This window comes from Labrenzia sp. CP4, from assembly GCF_001579905.1.
In the GTDB taxonomy this organism is placed as follows: Bacteria; Pseudomonadota; Alphaproteobacteria; order Rhizobiales; family Stappiaceae; genus Roseibium; species Roseibium algicola.
On record NZ_CP011927.1, the window covers coordinates 2,070,035 to 2,084,631 of the forward strand.

A 14,597-nucleotide genomic window follows, 5' to 3' on the forward strand; every position below is an offset into this window, starting at 1 on the left:
GCGGGAATGCGTGCGTCTGTCCTTTTGAAGAAGGCTTCGATCTTCGTTCTGGCCGGGTTTCTGGCCGCCTGTCAGACGGGGCAGGGGCCAGCCCCGACGCCCGTTACAAGTGCAGCGCCTGCCGTTCAGACGGCGCCTCTTCCTGCCGTTGCCTATGCGCCGGAAACGGCGGTCGAGCGCGGGTTCTCCGCGCTGGTGCTGAACGCGTCGACCGGCGAAGAGCTTTATGCGGTCGATGCGGATGCAGCGCGGTATCCCGCTTCGCTAAGCAAGATGATGACGCTCTACCTGCTCTTTGATGCAGTTTCGCAAGGGCGTTACACACTTTCCACCCCTTTGAGCGTTTCGGCCAAGGCAGCATCGCAGCCGCCGGCAAAGATCGGCATCAAGGCAGGATCGACCATCACGGTCGAGCAGGCGGCAAGGGCGCTTGCGGTCAAGTCGGCCAATGACGTCGCCATTGCCGTTGCCGAAAACCTGGCCGGAAGCGAGGCGGCCTTCGCCCGGCAGATGACGTCCCAGGCGCGGGCTCTTGGCCTGTCGCGTACCCGTTTCGTCAATGCCACGGGCCTGCCTGATCCCGCGCAGGTGTCGTCGGCGCGTGACATGGCAGTGCTTGGCCTTGCCCTGAAGCGGCGGTTCCCACAATACGGCAGCTATTACCGGGCCAAGTCGTTCGACTACAACGGCCGCACCTTCCGGGCCACTAACAACCTGGTCGGCAAGGTTGCCGGTGTGGATGGTCTGAAGACGGGCTATATCCGCATGTCCGGCTACAATCTGGTCGCGACCGCCAACCGTGGCGGCAAGCGACTGATCGTCGTCGTCATGGGTGGGGCGAGCGAGGCTGCGCGGGACAAGGAAGTGACGCGGCTGATCGAAGCCTATTCCTGAGCGGCCCGCAAAGGTTCGGCTGGTATTACTCCGGAAACCTTCTCGACAACCGAGACCCGATTGCGTCCGGTCCGTTTGGACAGGTAGAGGCTCTCATCGACTGTCTTGAGCAATTCGGCTGACGGCAGCTGGCTGCCGTCGCCGTGATAGACACCTGCCGACGCCGTCAGGTTGAAGTCCTGCGGTGCGAATTCGAACCGCAGGTCGGAAATGCGCTCGCGCAGGCGATCGGCAACCCGGAATGCGTTCTCGCGCGAGATGGACGGCAGAAGCACCGCGAATTCCTCGCCGCCGAGGCGGGCAAAGCAGTCGTTCTGGCGCAGATGCGCCTTCACTTCCGAACAGACCTTCACAAGCGCTTCGTCGCCTGCAACGTGTCCGAACCTGTCGTTCACCTGCTTGAAGTGATCGAGGTCGAAGTGGACCAGGCCGAAGTCGTCCTTCTGCGTTTCCTGCAGGAGGCTTTCCAGACGTGTCTGAAACTCCCTGCGGTTGAAGGCGCCGGTCAGGGGATCGCGCCGTGCCGCTTCCCGGTTCCGGTTCGCCACGAGCTCGAACGACAGCGCAAGGGAGAAAGCGCCGGTCAGACTGACGAAGACGAGTGCGCACATCAGGTGAATGTCGACAATCAGGTCATCGATCATGCCGGGCCCTTGCGGGCCGCCGGAAACAAGTCCGTGCACTGTGCGCAGCACACCTTCGGCAGCCAGAAAGAAGAACGCCAGGATGAGGCCGATATTGGAAATCAGACCCCGGAACGGCCTTGATGCGTAGACGGTAATGGTTGCGACGGACAGCAGCGTGAACACCACGTTGGAGGCCATGTACGCAAGGGCGTAGTTGGAAAGCAAATACGCGCAGCCTGCGACGATGCCGTAGGCAAAGGCGGGCGCGACAACATTGCTGAGCTTGCTCGGCATATCCGCCAGAAGGCGTGCCGCGTGCCAGTGACAGCCAAAACCGAGCAGCAACAGGGTGTTGGGGAGCAGATAGGCGACCAGGGGCGGCAGCATGCTGCTGAGCGCAAAGCAGATCAGAGACGACGCCAACAGGGCATTCGCAGCGGCCCAGCTCAACCAGTGAGAACGCGGACTGGTCTGCAGGGAAATGGCCAGGAAGCAGATGGCAAAAATCGACAGCAGAAGCACATTTGCCGAAAAGAGTGTCGATAGATCCATCAAGGCAGTCTCCGGAACCGGTCCCTCAATCTCACAAAGGATAGTGATTACGTTACGGGATAGGGTCTTGCAATCCGGTTAGCCGCGATAAAAAAACTTTTATCAAATAGGGAATTCAACGCTTTGGTCCCGTTTACGATACCTGTGAAATTTGCGGAGGAAATACGGCATCTTTGGGGCGGCAGGGCGGTGGTGGTCGAGGGCCGCTTATTTATAACGCCTGCACCCGGATATCTATTTGACAACCTGCAGGAACCGGCAAAAAGAAACCCCGCTGTTGCCAGCGGGGTCTCGTTTCGGGTCGATGGGGCGAACCTTGTTAGTTCTTGGTCTTGTCGACGAGCGCGTTGGACTTGATCCACGGCATCATGCCGCGGAGTTTTTCACCAACTTCCTCGATCTGGTGTGCGTCGTTCAGGCGGCGGGTTGCCTTGAACTTGGCAGCGCCTGCACGGTATTCCTGCATCCAATCGGACGTGAACTTGCCGGTCTGGATGTCGGTCAGGACGCGCTTCATTTCCGCCTTGGTTTCCGGCGTCACGATGCGCGGACCAGTCACGTACTCACCCCACTCTGCAGTGTTGGAGATGGAGTAGTTCATGTTGGCGATGCCGCCTTCGTAGATCAGGTCGACGATCAGCTTCACTTCGTGCAGGCACTCGAAGTAGGCCATTTCCGGAGCGTAACCGGCTTCAACCAGGGTTTCGAAACCGGCGCGGATCAGTTCGACGAGACCGCCGCACAGAACAGCCTGTTCGCCGAAGAGGTCGGTTTCGCACTCTTCCTTGAAGGTGGTTTCGATGATGCCCGAACGGCCGCCGCCAACGCCACAGGCGTAGGACAGGCCGAGGTCATGGGCATTGCCGGAAGCGTCCTGGTGAACAGCGATCAGGCACGGCACGCCGCCACCCTTCATGTATTCGCCGCGCACGGTGTGGCCCGGGCCCTTCGGTGCAACCATCAGAACGTCAACGGTCGACTTTGCCTCGATCAGGCCGAAGTGAACGTTGAGGCCATGTGCGAAGGCGATTGCAGCGCCGTCACGGATGTTGGCTGCGATGTGGTCCTTGTAGATGTCGGCCTGCAGTTCGTCCGGGGTTGCCATCATCATCAGGTCGGCCCAGGCAGCAGCGTCAGCCACGTTCATGACCTTGAAGCCGTCAGCTTCTGCCTTCAGAGCGGTCGTGGAGCCCTCGCGCAGGGCAACGGCGATCTCCGTGCAGCCGCTGTCCTTGAGGTTCATGGCATGGGCGCGGCCCTGCGAGCCGTAGCCGATGATGGCGACTTTTTTGGACTTGATCAGGTTAAGATCAGCATCACGATCGTAATAAACGCGCATGGGTTCCTTTCTCCCGTCTGCATTCTGTCGTTGGAAGGCCGGTTTTCCGGTCTTGATTGGTTCTGGTGTTTCCCAGTGGTTCCGAAGGTTCGCGGCGATCAGGCCCCGAACAGACGGTAAAAGCGATCGACGGCCGCTTCGGCCTGCGATTTCAGGTCCTTCTCGGCAGGACCGGCGGTCTCACCCAGAAGGAGGCGGATATGAACGTCCCGAATGGCAAGGCCGTAAAGCACCTGGTAGGCGTCTTCGGATTCGTCGAATTTCAGAAGGCCGTGGCGGCGGCCGCTGTCCAGCATGGCGCGCGCGCGGGCGGAAATCATGTGTTTGCCGCGCACCAGTAGAAGCTGGCCGAGGCGGTTCGAATTGGTGTTGGACTGGCCGATCGACAGTCGGTTCAACGCCAGCGAGGTTTCTGAAAACAGGACACCCAGCAGGGCTTCGACAAAGGCGGTCACATGTGCCCGGAACGTCGCCGCATCGGCAGTGGCACCGGCCTCGGAAGGAAACTGAACCTGGCTGGCCTGGAAGGCGACAACCGCAGCCAGAAGTCCGTCACGATCGCCGAACCACTTGTAGAGGCTTTCCTTCGAGCAGCTTGCCGTGCGGGCTAAGCCTGCCGTCGTCAGCGCCTTCTCTCCACCTTCGACCAGCAGCGTCAGCGCATGTTGCAACACCACCTGCTGGCGCGGCGAAAATTCGGGCGCTGCATCCGGGCGGGAGGTGGCAATATCGTAAGCGGTCGCTGTCATGTCTCAGGTCGGATCGTTGATTGTCAGTAGGGAACCGTACGGTACGGTTCGGATGAGGTTATGGCACCGGCGGCTGGGCAGGTCAAGGGTAATTTTGCACCTGTTCGGCGAACGTGCGCATCTGGGCAAGCACTCTGGAACGTGCGCTTCAAAGCGTGATCGGAGTAGACGTTTACGCTTACTTCAAGTTTGGCTTGCGTCTCGAAGAAAGTGCGGATTAGATTTTCGTATTCAATTTTGTTGTCTTGATTTTTGTTGGGTGTCTTTGAGATGTTGACCATCAAAAAACTCATTTCCGGACCTTTGTTGCTGGCCTTTCTTGTCTTGGCTGCCACCAGCGCAAGCGCCGCACCTCGAGTAACCGCAAAGATCGATCTTTCCGAACAGCGGCTTTATTTGTACGTCGACGGGCGTTTGCGAAACAAATGGCCGGTTTCGACTGCGCGCAAGGGATATCGCACACCAACGGGAAGCTGGCGCCCGACCCGGCTGGAACGCAACTGGCACTCGCGCAAGTACAACTGGGCACCCATGCCCTATTCGGTCTTCTTTCTCGGCGGATACGCCATACACGGCACCAACGACCTCAAGCGGCTGGGCCGTCCTGCCTCGCACGGATGCATCCGGCTCCATCCCAGGAACGCCGCTCAGCTTTTCAATCTTGTGCGAAAGGTCGGCCGTGCCGACACGAGGATCGTGATCACGCGGTGAGTTGAGGGAGCAATTCATCCGTTGCTACCACCGGCCGTATTCATGAACAGCCTGTGTGGGCACAGGTTGCATGGTTTTGGCGCGGCGGCTTACCCTTAAGGAACCTTCTGGGTGATTCCCCTTCTGCCAAGCGGAGGCCATCGTGACCGCCTGCTCGAATTTCTGTCGATGCCTGTCAGCTGCCCTTGTGCTCTGCCTGTCGATTTTTCTCGCGCTGCCGGCATTGGGGCAGACGGCGGAGGGGGACGACAATCCACCGCTGCCGGGCTCGCCGGTCAGCGTCGGCCTCTATATCAGCCCGCCCTTTGTCATGGAGGAAGAGCCGGGTGTCTATACCGGCATGGCGGTGGACCTTTGGGAAGCACTGGCGCAGAAAAACGGAATTCTCTACGAATATCGGCTCTTCCCGACCATCCGGGAGCTGGTGGATGCAGCGGCGGACAAATCCATCGGTATTGCCGTCACCAACCTGACGATCACCCGCAAGCGCGCCGACAGGATCGACTTTACCCAGCCCTGGTTCGATGCGGGCCTGCGCATTCTCGTGCCTGACAGTCAGGGAGCGAGTTTCAGCGAGGTGATAACGGGCCTGCAGGAATCCGGTTACCTCAGAGCCTATGGCTGGTTGGCACTTGTGATCGTGTTTGCAACGGCTCTAATGACGCTGTTCGACCGGCGTTTCGACAAGAACTTCCCCCGGGGCTGGCCGGAAGGCGTGTCGGAGAGCTTTTATGCGGTCATGTCCGTGGTGACATCCGGCAAGGCGCCCTCGCGCAAGAACCTGTTTGGTTGGCCAGGCCGCATCTGGCAGGCGCTCTGGCTGGTCTGCGGCATTGCGGTGATGGCCTATGTGACCTCGTCGGTGACCAGCGTCATGACAACCCTTTCACTCACCAACCAGATCAACAGTGTTGCCGATTTGCCGGGCAAGAGTATCGGCGTCTTCGCCGGCAGCGTGGCCGAGGAGTTTGCAGAAGCATCCGGTTGGTCGCACCGGTCATTTGACGACATCGAAGGAGCTGTCGCTGCTCTGCGCAATGATGAGATTGACGCCGTTGTGGGCGATGCGCCTGTCCTTGAGTATTACGCTCACAGTCACCCGCGGGCGAATGTCGAGGTGATCGGTCCGATCTTCGAACCGGACAAATACGGCTTTGCCCTTGCGCACGGCAGTCCGTGGACACGGCCGTTGACGCTGGAATTGCTGACGGCGCATGAGACGGACATGATCGAGCAACTGCGCGTGCGCTACTTCGGGGACGAGCGCTAGGAGCCATTCCCTAGAGCTGTGGCTGCGCGGCAGCCCTCAACCAGTCAACGACAATGGCGGCCGTTTCCCGGTTCCGGCTGCGGTGCGACAGCACGGCATGATAGGCGTTGTTTGGCTGCAGCGGCGGCAGACCAGCAGGGACCAGCAGGCCGTTTTGTACGTGGTCACCGGTGATCGAGCGCCAGCCGAGCATGACCCCGTGACCCGACAAGGCCGCCTGGGTGGCCTGGACATAGTTGGAAAACCGGAGGCCTTTGGCCGAACCGGCAGCCTTCTGCCCCGTGCGGGCAAGATACTCCTGCCAGGAAATCCAGCGGCGATCGCTGGTGTCCACATGGATCAGAAAGGCTGATCCCAGGCTGCCGCCATCGGCGCGGATACGCTCGGCAAGGGAAGGGGCGCACACGGGCTCAACCCGCTCGCGGAACATTTGTTCGACCGTGCCGTCGTCCCAGCGGCCGTCCCCATAGCGCATGGCGATATCGGTCCCCTGGCCAAGCCGGGGGACCTCCTGCTGCGTGGTGTGAACGTTCACCGGGATTTCCGGGTGGTCCAGATAAAACGCCTCAAGCCGGGGCATGAGCCAGTAGGTGGCGAAGCCGACGGTGCAGGCAACAGTGACAGAGGCGCTGGCGGGATCGGCAAGAGCCTGAATGTCGTTCAGGGCTTCGCTGAGCCGTTCGCGGTTTTCGATCACCGCTTTCAGCAGGATCTCGCCAGCGGCAGTGAGGCCGGCCGGCCTTGTGCTGCGATCGATCAGGGCGGTGCCGACGTGTTCTTCCAACTGTCGCAAGGACTGGCTGATCGCCGACATGGATACATTCAATTCGCCCGCCGCCGCCTTGGTGCCTCCCGCGCGTTGAACCGTCTCGAAGACGGTGAGCAGCCTGAGCGGGGGGAGGCGGAGCATTTGTCTGTCCAAGTTAAGTGAATGCTTAAGTTAAGTTTCGATTTTATCGCCTTTCCAAATCGCCAGTGCAAGAGCAACTTCACAGAAAGTAACTGGAACGCAGCGCTTTGCGGTGACTTGTGCGAAGTGTCTGCAAGGCTGATGAGCTAAACTTAAGGACGGAACTGATGCTTGGAACTGGTGATGCAGGTGTGTTGCTGCAGGAAAAAGGCCTCGATGTGCCGCTGAGCAACGGGCAAACCGCCTATTTCAATTACTACTGGCTGCGCGACAATTGCCCGAGTTCCTTCGACCCGGAAACCCGCGAACGCGTCAACGACATCTTTGCCCTGGACGAAGCGCCAAAAGCAGCCTCCGCCGCTATCGTAGGGGGCGATCTGGAAATCGCCTGGGCGGGCACAAACGACGTCTCCCGACTGCCGCTGTCCCTGCTCAATGCCTATTCCAATGGCGAAAAGCGCCCCGATATCGCCAACCTTCAAAGAGTGCCCTGGTACGCTGACCACTATCCGAAGATGGCCCGTTTTTCCTATGACGAGGTTACCAACGACACCGCGCGTCGGCGCGACTGGGCCAAGGCGATGCTGACGGATGGTGTCGCGCTCTTGACCGGCTTGCCGGATACGGATGAAGCGCTCACCGACACGGCCGGCCTGATCGGCTATGTGCGTCCGAGCTACTTCGGCCTGACGTTTGAAGTAAAAACCCACATCAAGCCGACCAACCTTGCCTTCACTGCCAAGGCCCTGCCGCTTCACACGGATTTGCCGGACGAAGATCTTGCGCCGGGCGTGCAGTTCCTGCATTGCCGGGCCAATTCGGTCGAGGGCGGCAACAGCATCTTTGTGGACGGACTGGCTGTCGCCGAAGACTTCCGCAAGGCCTATCCGGAAGATTTCGAACTTCTGATCACCGTGGATGTGCCTTATTTCTGCGAGCATGACACGTTCGACATGCGGTCTCGCCAGCGGGTGATCGAGCTGGATGAGCACGGCAATATTTCGGGTGTCACGATCAGCCAGCACCATGCCGATATCTTCGATATGCCGCAACATGAACTCGACCGTTACTACCCGGCCTTCTGCCGCTTCGGACGGATGATGCGGGACGACAAATACCTGATGCGGTTCCGTCTGAATGCGGGCGAATGTATTGTCTTCGATAATCACCGCATTGTGCACGGTCGCGCTGCCTATTCGGCAACCAGCGGCAATCGGCACCTGCGTGGCTGCTATACCGACAGGGGCGAGCTGCGCTCCACTTACCGGATCCTGTCCGGGGAAGGACGTTTCAAATGAGTGTCGTTACGGATGTACGCTTCGGGGCTGACCCGAACCGGCAAAGCGAACAGGCCTTGCGGGAAGACCTCGCAGCTGCCTTTCGTCTGGCGGTAAAATTCGGCTGGAGCGAATCCGTCGGCAATCATTTCAGCGCCGCGGTTTCCGATGATGGTTCTAAATTCCTGATGAACCCCAAATGGCGACATTTCGGGGAAATCAGGGCCAGCGACCTGTTGCTGCTCGATGCCAATGATGACACCGTGATGGCGGGCGAAAATGCCCCGGACCCATCCGCCTGGTGCATTCACGGCACGGTTCATCGGGAAAACCCCAAGGCGCGGGTGCTGTTCCACTGTCACCCGCCCAATGCGACCGCGCTGGCGACGCTGCAGGATCCGTCGATGAAACCGATCGACCTGAACACCGCCCGTTTCTTCGGCAAGGTTGCGGTTGATCTCGGCTTCGGCGGCATGGCTGACGAGGCGGAGGAGGGCAGGCGGATTGCCGAAACACTCGGCGATAAGCCGGTTCTTGTAATGGGCAATCACGGGGTGTCGATTTCCGCCGTCACTGTCGCTGAAGCCTTCGAGCATCTCTATTTCTTCGAACGGGCTGCTGAAACGCTTTTGAAAGCCTATGGGACCGGTCAGCCGCTGGCCATCATGTCGGACAACCTGGCCGCCAAGACGGCTGCCGAATGGGAGCCCTATGTCGGCATGGGCTATGCCCATTTCGACTATTGGAAGCGTGATCTTGACCGGAGCGAGCCGGATTACCGCGACTGAGATCCATCGATGCCGACTTGCCTTCGCCTCTCCAATGCGGGGAGGCGAAATGCATTTGGGCAAAGCATGGCAATCCTTCTTGGTGTCACTCCGAACTAGCGCAGCGCAGAGCCGGGGCTTTTTCGCAACGCACATAGCGGCATCGCGTGAGCTGGAAATCAGATGTCAGCGCGAGCTTCAGAGAGCTCCTGATCATTGATCATCATTCAATCTTGAGCAGGAGCGGCTTTGCCGAAAAACATGTCTGCGTTCGGACCGGCGTTCGTTCTCCGCCTCACCTGTCCGGACTGAGGGATGGGCGAATGTTCCCGCAATAAACCGCCAAAACTGCAGAAATATCACCTGTAGTAGCGACCTAATACCCGTTCAAACCCGCGGACTGCTAGCCTTTCTCCATCGCAATTTGCCAAGCTGGAGGACAGAGCATGAGCGCGAAGAAGATCCTGATGATCACGGGTGATTTCACCGAAGATTATGAGACCATGGTGCCGTTTCAGACGCTGCTTGCCATGGGTTACACGGTCGATGCGGTATGCCCCGGCAAGAAGGCCGGTGAGACGGTCGCCACCTGTATCCACGATTTCGAAGGCGACCAGACCTATTCGGAAAAGCGCGGCCATAACTTCACGCTGAACGCGACCTTCGCCGATGTCGACGTTGCCGGTTACGATGCCCTGGTAATCCCGGGTGGACGGGCTCCGGAATATCTGCGTCTTGATGCAGCTGTCATCGATGCCGTGAAGCATTTCATGGACGCGGCCAAGCCCGTTGCCGCAATCTGTCACGGCGCGCAGATCCTGACTGCTGCCAAGGTGATCGAGGGCCGCACCGTTTCGGCTTATCCGGCCTGCCGTCCGGAAGTGGAGCTTGCAGGCGCCACCTATGCCGAGATCGCAATCGACGGCGCCGTGACCGACGGCAACCTTGTTACCGCCCCTGCATGGCCGGCGCATCCGGCATGGCTGTCGCAGTTCCATGCGGTTCTGAGCGGTACGGCCGAGGGTTCCCTGGCTGCCTGAGGCAAACGGTGCGGGCCAACAAATTGCCCGCACCATCAACTCCGTTTGCCAGGTCCGAGAAAGCGCAAGAGTGGTGCCCCGAAGGGGGGGAGACAAGTCCCGGGCCCGCCACTTACACGCTACCTGACCTCTTTCCCGCACGCGGGAAGCGGACTAGGCTGAGTTCAAATAACAGGCGTTGATATACCGAGACAGCTCCGCGATTTCAGCTCGCCAGTCCGTCACGAAGGAAACATCATGTGCAAGCTCTTCATCGAGGCAGATTCCACGCTTTGGGAAAGCACGACAAAGTCGCTGCGCATTGACGGCATGGTGACATCGGTGCGGCTGGAAACCTTCTTCTGGAAGGTTCTGGACGAGATCGCCGGACGGGACGGCATGAATGTGGTGCAACTGATCACCAAGCTTCACCACGAGAGCATCGACGCGGGCCATGATCTCGGAAATTTCACGAGCTTCCTGCGCGTTTGCTGCGGCCGGTACCTGGCCTTGCAGCTGTCTGGCGATGTGCCGACCGACAAGCGCCTGCCCATCGCGGGCCTGGATGCGGACGGCATTCTGGAAGCCGAAACCGGCCGTATGCATTGAGACATGCTCCGGAATGAGTGCAGGAGCTCTCCCTCGTCATCCCGGCCGAGCACAACGCTGCCAGGATGACGTGGGATGGCTGATCATGTGCTGGTGACACAGCGCCTTGTCAGGCAGCCGCTTTTTGCGAAAGCGCCAGACGCATGTCTTCGGCGACCGCAACCGGGCCTGCCTCGGTCGGTACCTGGAACAGCCCCAGTTTTTTCGTGACCTTGCCCAGCAGCACCGATGCGGTCATCCAGACCAGGAGCGGAGCGACAACCAGTGGCAGGGCAACAGGCAGCAGCCAGTAGAACATCTCCGGCGCATAGGTGTGCGAGAAGGCGATCGCGCCGGCACCTGCAATGCTCATCCACCAGGTGGCGGAAAACGCCGCGGTGATCGGCAGCGAACCGTCGTCCCGATCGGCTGTCGGCCAGCCGCTGTCGGCGCCCGTCAGCACCTGAAACACCGAGCGGCAGTGGAACATCATGTGGATCGGTGCAAGGATCGAGGTCAGCAGGATTTCAAGGAGAAAGCTGATCAGAAGCCGGACCGGACCGCCGAAGTCCGCCGAGTTGCCGCCAAAGAGCGCCCGGGCAACGAGCAGCAGCTTGGGCAGGATCAGCAGAGCTACCAGACCGAACAGCAGGGCAAGCGCCGTGGTCGTTTCCGGATGCGGAAAGACCGGGAATGGCGAATGACCGTCGAAGTAGACCGGGGGCGGAGCAACCAGCGGGGCGGCAAGGCTTGCCAGCAGGAAGATGCACCAGATCGGAGAAGCCAGGTAGGCAAAGACGCCTTGCAGGATCGAAATCCGGCTCCAGAAGCGGAAGCGCGGGGCCGCCAGAATGCGGCTGTGCTGCAGGTTGCCCTGGCACCAGCGCCGGTCACGCTTGGCGTAGTCGACCATGTTGGCGGGGGCTTCCTCGTAGGAGCCCGTCAGGTCCGGGTCGAGACGTACCTTCCAGCCGTCGCGCGCCAGAAGGGCAGCTTCAACGGTGTCATGGCTGAGGATGTGACCACCAAAGGGCGGTTTGCCGGTAAGCGGAGCCATGCCGCAGGCAGCTGCAAACGCGCGGGTGCGGATCAGCGCATTGTGTCCCCAGAATGTGCCTTCCTCGCCCTGAACGGCGGCAAGGCCGCGCGCGAAGTAAGGCCCGTAGAGACCGGTTGCGAACTGCAAGAGGCGTCCGAAAAGCGTCGAGAGCCCGATGATCTGCGGCAGCGACTGCAGCAGCCCCAGGCGCGGATCGGCCTCCATGCGCCGGACCATTTCCAGGATGGTCTTGCCATCCATGAGACTGTCGGCATCAAGCACCAGCATGTAGTCGTAGGCACCGCCTGATGTCGTCAGGAAGTCGGCAATGTTGCCTGCCTTGCGGCCGATGTTCTTTTCGCGCCGCCGATAGAACAGGCGGCCACCGGCGTTCTGGCGAACAAGCAGTCGCTCATAGGCACGTTGTTCTTCCTCGCCGACATCCGCCTTGGTGGTGTCGGACAGGACAAAGAAATCGAATCGGTCCGCCGCGGGCAGGGCGGCAACCGATTTCATGATGGCTTCCAGGCGGGCGAACACCGGACCGGTTGCTTCGTTGTAGATCGGCAGCAGAACGGCGGTGCGACCTTCGGGCAGAGCTTCTGCCGTTGCCCTTTCCTCAGGCGGAAACAGGATGCCGAAGAGAGCGATACATCCGCCCCAGGCCAGCCAGAAGCTTGCTACCGCCATCAGCGCGATGCGGACGATGTCCAGCCAGTCGAAACCGTCCGACTGGACAACAATGGCAAACATGTACGAAGCACCCGTGGTCAGGCACAGGGCGATCACTGCCATGGCCAGCCGCCGGAAGGCCGTCGACCAGGCTTCGGAGCTGGCCTTCTTCATGTCAGCGGTCCTTGGCTGGAACCGGAACGCGCTTCAACTGCGGAGCAAGCGGCTGCACAGCCCGTTGCCACAGGGCGACAAGCGGGGCAAAGCGCACGGCCAGCGGCGGATTGAGGTCGTGATGGGGCATTTCCAGCCCGTGACGGGGGGCAGGCACCGGCAAGGTCCTGATGAAGGCTGCCCGGTCTTGCGGCGTGCCGCTAAAATGGTCGATGCCACGGCGAGTGGCGGCAGAACCGGACAGAACGGACAAGAGGACGTCGTCGCCAAGGTCGGGCCGCTTCAGGACAGTCCGGATTTCTTCAAGCAGCATACTGTCGGCAAAAAGGGTCGGACTGGTCGTCTGATCGATACTCACATGCGATGTCATCTGTTCCCACTCCACTGATACATCCAGGTTTCCGTTACATCGTTGCCGTCGAGTTGCAGGGCGAGAATGAACTCGACCGGTATTTCCTCGTCGTCCCGTGCGATATCGAGCACGGCACGCCAGCTGCCGCTTTCCAGCCGCTGGACGAACTGATGCTCCACCTTGCCGTTCTGCAGGGTCAGTCTCGGTGTCAGAGGAGCTTCCGCACCCATGTCACCCAGATTTCCGCCGGCAAATTCCACGACGAATTTGCGCAGTTTCGGGTCTGGATCTGAGGCAGCCGCGCCACCATGCCCTGTGCTGGTCGCGATTACCTGTGCCAGCTCGGTACCCGGTTCCGGTTCCCGGCCCCAGATCATCCGATAGGCAAAGCGATGTTCGGAGCCTGCCTTGGTGCCGTTTTCCGGCACCCAGCAAGCAACGAGGTTGTCGTAGATCTCTTTTTCGGCCGGGATTTCCGCCAGCATGACCTGGCCGTTGCCCCAATCGTTGATCGGCTCGATCCACAGCGACGGGCGGCGCTGATACTTGGCTTCCGTGTCCTGGTAATGATCGAAATTCCGGTCCCGCTGCAGCAGGCCAAAGCCTGCCGGGTTCTCCTCGTTGAAGAAGGACAGGGCAAGCTTTTCCGGATTGCGGGCCGGCCGCCACAGACGCTGGCCATTCTGGCGCAGGATCAGGAGACCGTCATTGTCATGAACTTCCGGGCGATAGTCGTCGAAGTTGGTGCGGTCGTTCTCGCCGAACAGATACATCGAAGTCAGTGGCGCAATTCCGAGGCGTTCGACATCGTCGCGCAGGAAAATGTGCGCATCCACTTCCACAACCGTGTTGATGCCCGGCTTGATCGTGAACTGGTAGGCACCGGCAACGCGCTCGCTCTCCAGTTCGGCATAGAGCCGCATTTCTGCAGCGCCGTCCGTCGGCCGCTCCAGATAGAACTTCGTGAAACGCGGAAACTCTTCCGGTCCGGCGATGGCCGTATCGATCGCAAGTCCGCGTGCGGACAGGCCATAGACGTTGCCCTTGCCGAGCGCACGAAAATAGCTTGCCCCAAGGAACACCACCAACTCGTCGAAATACTCCGGAGTGTTCAGCGGATGGTGCAGGCGGAAGCCGGCGATACCCGGCAGATCCACGTCCTTGAATTTTTCCGGATCCAGCGGCTCGCGATATTCGAAGTCCGCGCCGGTAAAATGCAGTTCGCTGATATTTCCGTCGACGATCTCATAAAGTTCCACCGGCTCCTTGTAGAGCCAGCCCGGGTGGAACGCCTGCAGTTGATAGTTGCTGCCGGTGTCCTTCCAGACGGACTTGTCGGGATTGAACCGGATTGCACGATGCTGGTCATAATCGAGATTGGCGAGGATTTCGGGAAGAGCCGGTACATCGGGCGCAAATGCGTTCCCGGCCTTTTCCTTCATGCGCTCGACGAGCGCGGAAAAGTTAAACTCTTCGCCTGCCGCAAAGGCTCCGCCTGCTTGTGCAGGTGCGGTATTCTCTGCTGCGAGTGCAGTGCGGAGGTCCGCGCCTGCCAAGGCACCGGCCGCCAGGGCCGTTGCCGATAAAAACGTGCGCCGATTGATCACGACGATTGGCCACCTTGTTGAAATTAAAGTGTTCTTTTTGGTTCACTTTTG

Annotated in this window: 14 protein-coding genes; 7 read left to right on the top strand and 7 right to left on the bottom strand. The window is 60.1% G+C overall.

From position 1 onward, the window contains the following. Positions 1 to 6 precede the first annotated feature (6 nt). Positions 7 to 894: a D-alanyl-D-alanine carboxypeptidase family protein gene (locus tag ACP90_RS09575; RefSeq protein ID WP_055655402.1), complete on the top strand. Its 888-nt coding sequence runs from the start codon at positions 7 to 9 to the stop codon at positions 892 to 894. Here the strand turns inward: ACP90_RS09575 and ACP90_RS09580 are convergent. From ACP90_RS09580 to ACP90_RS09590, 3 genes are all read right to left on the bottom strand, one after another. Then, the gene (locus ACP90_RS09580; protein WP_062488182.1) at positions 885 to 2,072 is read right to left on the bottom strand and encodes a GGDEF domain-containing protein; all 1,188 of its coding nucleotides are present in this window, start codon (positions 2,070 to 2,072) and stop codon (positions 885 to 887) included. The genes ACP90_RS09575 and ACP90_RS09580 overlap by 10 nt on opposite strands. Positions 2,073 to 2,391: 319 nt before the next feature. Then, the gene (gene ilvC / locus ACP90_RS09585; protein WP_006935853.1) at positions 2,392 to 3,411 is read right to left on the bottom strand and encodes a ketol-acid reductoisomerase; all 1,020 of its coding nucleotides are present in this window, start codon (positions 3,409 to 3,411) and stop codon (positions 2,392 to 2,394) included. A 98-nt stretch (positions 3,412 to 3,509) separates the two neighbouring features. Further along, positions 3,510 to 4,160, bottom strand: coding sequence for a TetR/AcrR family transcriptional regulator (locus tag ACP90_RS09590; protein ID WP_023000556.1), 651 nt, complete (start codon positions 4,158 to 4,160; stop codon positions 3,510 to 3,512). A gap of 270 nt (positions 4,161 to 4,430) precedes the next feature. Here ACP90_RS09590 and ACP90_RS09595 point away from each other — a divergent pair, with 270 nt between their 5' ends. Then, positions 4,431 to 4,871 (top strand): L,D-transpeptidase, encoded by a 441-nt coding sequence (locus tag ACP90_RS09595; protein ID WP_062488183.1) that lies wholly within the window; start codon positions 4,431 to 4,433, stop codon positions 4,869 to 4,871. A 142-nt stretch (positions 4,872 to 5,013) separates the two neighbouring features. Beyond that, positions 5,014 to 6,141, top strand: coding sequence for a transporter substrate-binding domain-containing protein (locus ACP90_RS09600; protein WP_208993492.1), 1,128 nt, complete (start codon positions 5,014 to 5,016; stop codon positions 6,139 to 6,141). Positions 6,142 to 6,151: 10 nt separating this feature from the next. Here the strand turns inward: ACP90_RS09600 and ACP90_RS09605 are convergent, their stop codons facing one another. After that, positions 6,152 to 7,051, bottom strand: coding sequence for a LysR substrate-binding domain-containing protein (locus ACP90_RS09605; RefSeq protein ID WP_062488184.1), 900 nt, complete (start codon positions 7,049 to 7,051; stop codon positions 6,152 to 6,154). A 167-nt stretch (positions 7,052 to 7,218) separates the two neighbouring features. Between ACP90_RS09605 and ACP90_RS09610 the strand changes: the two genes are divergently transcribed. The 4 genes from ACP90_RS09610 to ACP90_RS09625 all read left to right on the top strand — a co-directional run bounded on the left by ACP90_RS09610 (position 7,219) and on the right by ACP90_RS09625 (position 10,723). Beyond that, positions 7,219 to 8,349 carry a TauD/TfdA family dioxygenase gene (locus ACP90_RS09610; RefSeq protein WP_023000560.1) on the top strand — a complete coding sequence of 377 codons (1,131 nt, stop codon included), beginning with the start codon at positions 7,219 to 7,221 and terminating at the stop codon, positions 8,347 to 8,349. Beyond that, positions 8,346 to 9,116 (top strand): class II aldolase/adducin family protein, encoded by a 771-nt coding sequence (locus ACP90_RS09615; protein ID WP_062488185.1) that lies wholly within the window; start codon positions 8,346 to 8,348, stop codon positions 9,114 to 9,116. The genes ACP90_RS09610 and ACP90_RS09615 overlap by 4 nt, the downstream gene beginning before the upstream one ends. Before the next feature lie 425 nt (positions 9,117 to 9,541). Further along, positions 9,542 to 10,135, top strand: coding sequence for a DJ-1/PfpI family protein (locus tag ACP90_RS09620; protein WP_062488186.1), 594 nt, complete (start codon positions 9,542 to 9,544; stop codon positions 10,133 to 10,135). A 237-nt stretch (positions 10,136 to 10,372) separates the two neighbouring features. Further along, a complete protein-coding gene (locus ACP90_RS09625; protein WP_006932881.1) occupies positions 10,373 to 10,723 on the top strand; it encodes a ribbon-helix-helix domain-containing protein in 351 nt (116 codons plus the stop codon). Between the two features lie 109 nt (positions 10,724 to 10,832). On the opposite strand, the gene mdoH is transcribed toward ACP90_RS09625, so the two are convergent. Genes mdoH through ACP90_RS09640 form a run of 3 tightly spaced genes read right to left on the bottom strand, consistent with a single transcriptional unit; the run spans position 10,833 to position 14,546 of the window. Then, positions 10,833 to 12,587, bottom strand: a complete 1,755-nt coding sequence (mdoH, locus tag ACP90_RS09630) for a glucans biosynthesis glucosyltransferase MdoH (RefSeq protein ID WP_062488187.1) — start codon at positions 12,585 to 12,587, stop codon at positions 10,833 to 10,835. Position 12,588: 1 nt separating this feature from the next. Then, positions 12,589 to 12,957 carry a hypothetical protein gene (locus tag ACP90_RS09635; RefSeq protein WP_062488188.1) on the bottom strand — a complete coding sequence of 123 codons (369 nt, stop codon included), beginning with the start codon at positions 12,955 to 12,957 and terminating at the stop codon, positions 12,589 to 12,591. Continuing rightward, on the bottom strand, positions 12,954 to 14,546 hold the full coding sequence (locus ACP90_RS09640) for a glucan biosynthesis protein (protein ID WP_286145752.1): 1,593 nt from the start codon (positions 14,544 to 14,546) through the stop codon (positions 12,954 to 12,956). The genes ACP90_RS09635 and ACP90_RS09640 overlap by 4 nt, the downstream gene beginning before the upstream one ends. Between the last annotated feature and the right edge of the window lie 51 nt (positions 14,547 to 14,597).

What these genes read in the sequence shown, in the direction of transcription:
- ACP90_RS09620 (WP_062488186.1), top strand. Translation starts at nt 9,542, where the DNA reads ATGAGCGCGAAGAAGATCCTGATGATCACGGGTGATTTCACCGAAGAT.
- ACP90_RS09595 (WP_062488183.1), top strand. Translation starts at nt 4,431, where the DNA reads ATGTTGACCATCAAAAAACTCATTTCCGGACCTTTGTTGCTGGCCTTT.
- ACP90_RS09610 (WP_023000560.1), top strand. Translation starts at nt 7,219, where the DNA reads ATGCTTGGAACTGGTGATGCAGGTGTGTTGCTGCAGGAAAAAGGCCTC.
- mdoH (WP_062488187.1), bottom strand. Translation starts at nt 12,587, where the DNA reads ATGAAGAAGGCCAGCTCCGAAGCCTGGTCGACGGCCTTCCGGCGGCTG.
- ACP90_RS09625 (WP_006932881.1), top strand. Translation starts at nt 10,373, where the DNA reads ATGTGCAAGCTCTTCATCGAGGCAGATTCCACGCTTTGGGAAAGCACG.
- ilvC (WP_006935853.1), bottom strand. Translation starts at nt 3,411, where the DNA reads ATGCGCGTTTATTACGATCGTGATGCTGATCTTAACCTGATCAAGTCC.
- ACP90_RS09615 (WP_062488185.1), top strand. Translation starts at nt 8,346, where the DNA reads ATGAGTGTCGTTACGGATGTACGCTTCGGGGCTGACCCGAACCGGCAA.
- ACP90_RS09575 (WP_055655402.1), top strand. Translation starts at nt 7, where the DNA reads ATGCGTGCGTCTGTCCTTTTGAAGAAGGCTTCGATCTTCGTTCTGGCC.
- ACP90_RS09590 (WP_023000556.1), bottom strand. Translation starts at nt 4,160, where the DNA reads ATGACAGCGACCGCTTACGATATTGCCACCTCCCGCCCGGATGCAGCG.
- ACP90_RS09635 (WP_062488188.1), bottom strand. Translation starts at nt 12,957, where the DNA reads ATGACATCGCATGTGAGTATCGATCAGACGACCAGTCCGACCCTTTTT.
- ACP90_RS09580 (WP_062488182.1), bottom strand. Translation starts at nt 2,072, where the DNA reads ATGGATCTATCGACACTCTTTTCGGCAAATGTGCTTCTGCTGTCGATT.
- ACP90_RS09605 (WP_062488184.1), bottom strand. Translation starts at nt 7,051, where the DNA reads ATGCTCCGCCTCCCCCCGCTCAGGCTGCTCACCGTCTTCGAGACGGTT.